Here is a 6,696-nt window from a genome sequence, read left to right as displayed (position 1 = left end):
CTTCGGACAGCCGCGGCTACGATACCACCGACCCGGATGAGGCCAATATGCTGGCGCCGCTTGGCGGTGAATTCGGCTTCAAGGGGGCCGGGTTGGCCGGGATCTCCGAAATCCTCAGCGCCGTCCTGACCGGCATGAAATTGAGCTTCGACATTGCGCCAATGCCCGGTCCGGACTTCTCGACACCGCGCGGACTGGGCGCCTTCGTCCTGGCGATGAAGCCTGAGGCTTTCCTGGACAAACACCAGTTCGACGCTGCCATGACGCGTTATCTGGAGACGCTGCGCAATTCGCCGGCCCGCGATGACTTGAACGTCATGGCGCCAGGCGACCGCGAATGGAAAGTTGCCGAGGACCGCGAGAAAAATGGTGTCGAACTCGACCCTGCGACAGCGCAATCCTTTGCCGCACTTGCCGCACGTTATGCTCTGCAACCGCCGTTTAATCCATAGAGCCCGTCCTTGCGTCGGATTGACGCACGAGACGATCAATGTTACGAATGGATGAATTGGTCAGGCCACTTGGCCAATTGCGCGTTTGAGGAGAAATGCGCCGGGGAGGCTAGATGTTTTCGGCTGTTGAATCGCGCCGCCTTTACAGGCAGGTGGCGGACCAAATTCGTTCGATGATCGCGACTGGCGAACTGGCCGTTGGCCAGCGCCTCCCGCCGGAGCGCGAACTTGCCGAAAAGCTGGGCGTCTCGCGTCCGACCATTCGTGAAGCATTGATCGTGCTGGAAGTGGAAGGGCTCGTGCATATCCGCATGGGCTCGGGAATATATGTCGCCCGCAAGCACACCGTTCAGCCCGCTCAGCCGGAGCGCGAACCGTTCGAAGGGCCTTTCGAGCTGCTGCAGGCCCGCTCCATCATCGAATGCGCGATCGCCGAGGAGGCTGCGCAGCGCGCGACCGCCGGTCATATTGCACTGCTCGACGAGAACCTGCAGCAGATGGCAAGCGTTGTGAACGATACCGATGCGGCGCTCGAAATCGACCGCGCCTTTCACACGGCAATTGCCGGCATCGTCGGAAATGCCGTGCTCATCCGCTTCACCGGCGAAATCTACGATCAGCGCATGACGCCGTATTTCGAAAAGCTGGCGAGCCATTTCGAGGGACCGGATTCGTGGACGCGCGCGATGGAGGAGCATCGCGCCATCAGAGATGCGATCGCCGCCAATGACCCCGCTGCCGCCAAACAGGCCATGCGGACGCATCTCGACCGATCGCAGAAGAGGTTTTCCGAAAGCTTCGGGGAGGAGCTTTTCGGGGAAGACGAAGGCGGCCGCGCTGCGGCCCGGAGGAATGCAAAGATCTAACGCAAGCTCGGGAGGAAAGAGCGATGAAGATCAGACTGGCTACGATAGTTTGCACCGCAGCCGCCATCATGGCGACGACGGTTGGCGCACATGCACAGACGGTCCTGAAATGGGCCCATGTCTATGAAACGTCCGAACCCTTCCACACGGATTCGGTCTGGGCATCCGAGGAGATCAACAAGCGCACCGGCGGGCGCTACAAGATCGAGGTCTATCCCGCTTCGCAGCTCGGCAAGGAAGCGGACATCAACCAGGGACTGAAGCTCGGCACCGTCGATATCATCATTTCCGGCTCGAGCTTTGCCGCGCGCGATTACAAGCCGATCGGCGTCACCTACTATCCCTATATCTTCCGCGGCCCGGAACATCTGATCGCCTACACCAAGAGCGATGTCTTCAAGCGCCTTGCACAGGGCTACGAAGACAAGACCGGCAACCATATCACTGCCGTCAGCTATTACGGCACGCGCCAGACGACCTCGAACAAGCCGATCGCCAAATGCGCCGACATGCAGGGTCTCAAAATCCGCGTTCCCGACGTTCCTGCCTATCTTGCAATGCCCCGCGCCTGCGGCGCAAACACGACGCCGATCGCCTTTGCCGAGGTCTATCTTGCGCTTCAGAATGGCACGGTCGAGGCACAGGAAAATCCGCTGACGACGATTGAGGCGAAGAAATTCTACGAGGTTCAGAAGAACATCATCCTGACCGGCCATATCGTCGATCATCTGAACACCGTGGTTTCCAAGACCCTGTGGTCGAGCCTGTCCGACGAGGACAAGACAATCTTCGAGACCGTGATGCGGGAAGCTGCAGAGCGTACCACGAAGACTATCGAAGGACGGGAAAAGGGCCTCATCGCCACCTTCAAGGAGAAGGGGCTCAACGTGACGGAAGTCGACAAGGCCGACTTCGAGAAGGCAGTTGCCGAGAAAGTGGCCTTCGAGGATTTCGGCTACGAAAAGACCGACTGGGAAGCCATCCGCGCTATCCAGTAATCGCAAAGGACGCGGCGCCATTGAGCGCCGCATCCTCCTTTCCGGCGAAAACGGACGTTCCCCATGTCGCAAGAAGTCCACACCCAGATCACCCCAGACGAGATTGCCCATACGTTCGAAGGCGCGGCTCCGATCGCAAAAGCCTCGGATTATGCCCCGGAGGACTGGATCACCCTGATCGTCTTCTGGCTCATGACCGGCTGTGTCTTTCTGCAGTTCTTCACGCGCTATGTATTGAACGACAGCTATGCCTGGACGGAAGAGATAGCCATCAACTGCCTGATCGGCGTCGTCTTTCTCGGTTCGGTCATGTGCGTGCGAACCTCGCGCCACATACAGGTGGACGTGTTCTACCACTACATGCCGCAGCGGATGGCGAGGATCCTTGCCAGCTTCGTCGATGTCGTCCGCATCGCCTTCTTTGCCTACGGCTGCCATCTGATGTGGCGCTATGTGCAGATTGTCGCCGGGGAGGAGATGGTGACCATCGCGCTGCCGCGCAACATCGTTTTTTACAGCGTCTTTGCCGCATTCGTCCTGATGCTGCTGCGCGCCATCGTGGTCTTCGTTGCCAATATGCGCCGCGGCTATTCCGTCCTGGAGCGGCCCGAGGAATTCCAGAAAATCGAGGATTGATCACATGCTCCTGCTTGTCGGCTCGTTTCTCCTGCTGATGGTCATCGGCGTGCCGGTCGCGATCTCGATGGCGACCGCCTCGGTGCTCTATATCGTCCTTTACGGTGTCGCGCCCGACATCATCGTCGCCCAGCGAATGATTGCCGGCGTCGAGAGTTTTCCGCTGCTTGCCGTCCCGTTTTTCATTCTCGCCGGCAACCTGATGAATTCGGCAGGGGTGACCGGACGTATATATTCGTTTGCGGTCGCCCTCGTCGGCTGGATGAAGGGCGGCCTCGCGCAGGTCAACATCATAGGCTCTGTGATCTTCTCCGGCATGTCCGGAACCGCGCTTGCGGATGCCGCCGGGATCGGCACCATCGAGATCAAGGCGATGAAGGACCACGGCTACCCGGTTGAAGCAGCCGTCGGCGTCACGGCGGCCTCGGCGACGCTCGGACCGATCTTCCCGCCGTCTTTGCCCTTTGTCATCTACGGCATGATGGCGAACGTCTCGATCGGCGCCCTGTTCATGGCCGGCATTCTGCCCGGCATCGTCATGACCGTTCTGATGATGGTGACCGTTGCCGGATTCGCCTATGCGCGGAGCTGGGGGTCGGATGCGCCCTTCGATGTCAAGCAGCTTCTGTCGGCGTCGCTGGAAATCGTCGTGGTGCTGCTCGTTCCCGTCGCGATTTACCTCATGATACTTGCCGGCTTGTCGATGAACGTGTCGGTCGGCATCGCGCTTGCCGCGCTTCTGGCACTGGATTGGTATTTCTCCTTTTCAGCGGTCATGGCCCTGATGACGCCGGTCATTCTCATCGGCGGCATGACAATGGGCTGGTTTACGCCGACGGAAGCGGCAGTCGCGGCGGTGCTCTGGTCGCTTTTCCTGGGGCTAGTGCGCTACCGCACCATGACGCTATCGACGCTCGCCAAGGCGAGCTTCGATACGATCGAGACCACGGCCTCGGTCCTCTTCATCGTCACCGCGGCCTCGGTCTTTGCCTGGCTGCTGACAGTCAGCCAGGCCGCGCAGCTCTTGTCGACGGCGATCCTGTCGATCACCGACAACAAGTGGGTTTTCCTGATCCTCGTCAATCTGCTGATGCTTTTCGTCGGCTGCTTCCTGGATACGATCGCGGCGATCACCATCCTTGTTCCGATCCTGCTGCCGATCGTGATGCAGTTCCAGATCGATCCCGTGCAGTTCGGCCTGATCATGACGCTCAATTTGATGATCGGCTTGCTTCATCCGCCGCTCGGAATGGTATTGTTCGTCCTTTCACGGGTGGCAAAACTCTCCGTCGAGCGCACGACCATGGCGATCCTGCCCTGGCTCGTTCCGCTGTTCGTCGCACTGATCCTGATCACCTTCATCCCGTCGGTCTCGCTCTGGCTGCCGCAGCAGCTCGGCTTGCTGAAGTAATGGGGAGAAAGCCTATGCAGACGCGATTTGCCCGGCTTTACGGCGCACGCGACCTGAGGGTCGAGGCAGGCTCCGTGCAGGAACCGGGCGAAGGCGAAGTGCTCTTGCGCATGGCGGCTGCAGGGATTTGCGGCTCCGACCTCCATTACTACCAGGACGGCGGCTTCGGGCCGGTGCGCGTGCGCGAGCCGATCATTCCCGGACACGAGGCGTCCGGCTTCGTCGAGACGGCGGGCGCCGGAGTGGCCCTGCCTGAGGGCACCCTGGTCGCCATCAATCCGAGCCAGCCGTGCGGATCGTGCGAATATTGCCAGCGCGGGCAGCCGATCCACTGCCTCGACATGCGCTTCATGGGAAGCGCCATGCGGCTTCCCCATGAGCAAGGCATGTTTCGCCAGTGGTTGGTCGTGCCGGCGGTGCAATGCGTTGCTGTTTTAGGAGATGTCGATGCGGCCGAAGCGGCATGCGCCGAACCGCTTGCCGTCTGCCTGCATGCAGCGTCACGCGCGGGCGAAGTCGCGGGAAAAAAGGTGCTGATTACCGGCGCCGGCCCGATAGGATGTCTTGCCGTTGCCGCGGCGCGTTATCATCAGGCTGCGGAAATCGTCGTCACCGACCTCGCTGACGCAGCACTCCGGCGCGCAAGCGCAATGGGAGCGGACAAAACGATCAACGCAAAAGATCAGGCTGCGCTCGCGCCCTACGAAGCCGGCAAAGGCTATTTCGACCTTGCATTCGAATGCTCAGCCGCAGCACCGGCAATCCGCTTTGCGATTGCGTCGGTCAAGCCGCGCGGCACGATCGTGCAGGTGGGCGTGACCGGCGACATAGCCATTCCGCTCAACGCCCTGGTCGGCAAGGAACTGCATATCCACGGTTCGCAACGCTTTCACAGCGAATTCAAGGATGCGGTGGCATTGATTGCCAGCCGGCAGATCGACATCCGTCCGGTCATCAGCCACAGCTTTCCCCTCGAACGCGCTTTGGATGCTTTCGAACAGGCCGGCGATCGTTCGGCTGCCTGCAAGGTGCAGCTGGTGTTTTAGGGAGCAAAAAAGAGCTCGCCCAGCTCGTCGCGCGCGATCTCGCTGAGCCGCGTCGCCTCCGCCTCGTCGATGGCGCGGTAGGGCCACCGCAGCCGAGTTCCGACAGGTCCCCAATTGCCGATTGCGCTCAGCAGTTTATCGAGCGCAGCATTCGAATAACCGGCCTTCTGGCGGAAGGGGACGATATGTTCGTCCATGAATTTGCAGATCCGGCGTTCGGCTTCCAATGACGCCTCGAGGTCGGTCTTCATCAGATCGGTCCATCGCTGCGCGCCGCGCGGGCTGAGGCAGGCGACGTTGGAAAATGCGCCTGCAGCCACGCCTTTACTCATGCCGGTCGCCAGGTGATGGCCGGGTACGAAGAGCGAGAATTCCTGGAGGTATTTCCGCGCTTCGCCATACCAGTGCGCGCCGCCATCGGAAAGCTTGATGCCGACGATATCAGGGCAGGGGATGCAGATATTTGCAAGCTCGCTCGGCGTCAGAACGCGTTTGGCATGCGGCGGATTGTAAAGGATCAGCGCAATCCCATCGGCGACCTTAGATGCCCTCGCCAGGAAATCGGCAGCTTCGAGATCGTTGACCGGCCACCAGTCCGGCAGGATCACCTGAATGGCAAGCGGCCTGAAGAAGGCTGCACGCCGGACGCGGTCCAGCTGGATCATCGCATCCGGCTGGCATGCGCCGATGACGAAGGGCATTCCGGCTTTCGTGCAACGCTCGCAGAGCATGGACTGGATGCGGTCGAATTCCGCTTCGGTCTGGTTATGGAATTCGCCCGCCGTACCGTTCGAATAAATGCCGTCGACGCCGGCTGCGATCAGAATATCGATTTCCTCGCCGAGCTTTTCGAAATTTATGCTGTCGTCTGTCTCGATCGGCAAAAGAAGGCTTGCCCAGTTCCCGCCGATCGGATGCCGCCTTTTCGCTGTCACCGAATGCTCCTTTTGCCGATCAATTCAGGTCGTCTCGAATGCAGGCCTTGAAATGCGAAGGGGCCACTTCGCGCAGTTCCGGCACGGTCCGGGCGCAGGCATCCAGCGCCTTTGGACAGCGCGTCCGGAAGACGCAGCCGCTTGGCGGATTGGCCGGGCTTGGAATGTCGCCCTTCAATATCTGCCGGTTACGCCGGGCATCCGGGTCAGGCGAGGGGATCGCCGAGAGCAGGGCGCGGGTATAGGGATGCTGCGGCCTGGCATAGAGATCGGCGCTCGGTGCGATCTCCATGATCCGCCCGAGATAGAGCACGATCACGCGGTCGCAGATATATTCGACCACCGCCAGGTC

At 60.5% G+C, this 6,696-nt stretch carries 8 protein-coding genes; 6 read left to right on the top strand and 2 right to left on the bottom strand.

From position 1 onward, the window contains the following. From C9413_RS25560 to C9413_RS25535, 6 genes are all read left to right on the top strand, one after another. Positions 1–452 (top strand): Ldh family oxidoreductase (locus tag C9413_RS25560; protein ID WP_170251069.1); only part of this gene is annotated, 452 nt, incomplete at its 5' end. 113 nt (positions 453–565) lie between these two features. Beyond that, on the top strand, positions 566–1,318 hold the full coding sequence (locus C9413_RS25555) for a FadR/GntR family transcriptional regulator (RefSeq protein WP_039845764.1): 753 nt from the start codon (positions 566–568) through the stop codon (positions 1,316–1,318). A 23-nt stretch (positions 1,319–1,341) separates the two neighbouring features. Beyond that, positions 1,342–2,316, top strand: coding sequence for a sialic acid TRAP transporter substrate-binding protein SiaP (locus C9413_RS25550; protein ID WP_039845763.1), 975 nt, complete (start codon positions 1,342–1,344; stop codon positions 2,314–2,316). A gap of 63 nt (positions 2,317–2,379) precedes the next feature. Further along, positions 2,380–2,952: a TRAP transporter small permease gene (locus tag C9413_RS25545; RefSeq protein ID WP_039845762.1), complete on the top strand. Its 573-nt coding sequence runs from the start codon at positions 2,380–2,382 to the stop codon at positions 2,950–2,952. Positions 2,953–2,956: 4 nt separating this feature from the next. After that, positions 2,957–4,363, top strand: a complete 1,407-nt coding sequence (locus tag C9413_RS25540; protein ID WP_039845761.1) for a TRAP transporter large permease — start codon at positions 2,957–2,959, stop codon at positions 4,361–4,363. Between the two features lie 14 nt (positions 4,364–4,377). Beyond that, positions 4,378–5,409 (top strand): L-idonate 5-dehydrogenase, encoded by a 1,032-nt coding sequence (locus C9413_RS25535; RefSeq protein WP_039845760.1) that lies wholly within the window; start codon positions 4,378–4,380, stop codon positions 5,407–5,409. On the opposite strand, the gene C9413_RS25530 is transcribed toward C9413_RS25535, so the two are convergent. Both C9413_RS25530 and C9413_RS25525 read right to left on the bottom strand, forming a co-directional pair. Beyond that, positions 5,406–6,344: a dihydrodipicolinate synthase family protein gene (locus tag C9413_RS25530; RefSeq protein ID WP_039845759.1), complete on the bottom strand. Its 939-nt coding sequence runs from the start codon at positions 6,342–6,344 to the stop codon at positions 5,406–5,408. The two genes, C9413_RS25535 and C9413_RS25530, sit on opposite strands and share 4 nt — an antisense overlap. Before the next feature lie 19 nt (positions 6,345–6,363). Continuing rightward, positions 6,364–6,696: ABC transporter ATP-binding protein (locus C9413_RS25525; protein ID WP_170251068.1), on the bottom strand; the 333-nt coding region annotated here is incomplete at its 5' end.

Origin of the sequence: Rhizobium sp. SEMIA 4085 (assembly GCF_013004495.1) — a bacterium.
Lineage (GTDB): Bacteria > Pseudomonadota > Alphaproteobacteria > Rhizobiales > Rhizobiaceae > Rhizobium > Rhizobium gallicum.
The sequence above is the reverse complement of the archived record's forward strand: the minus strand, read 5'-3'. Positions and strand labels throughout refer to the sequence as shown.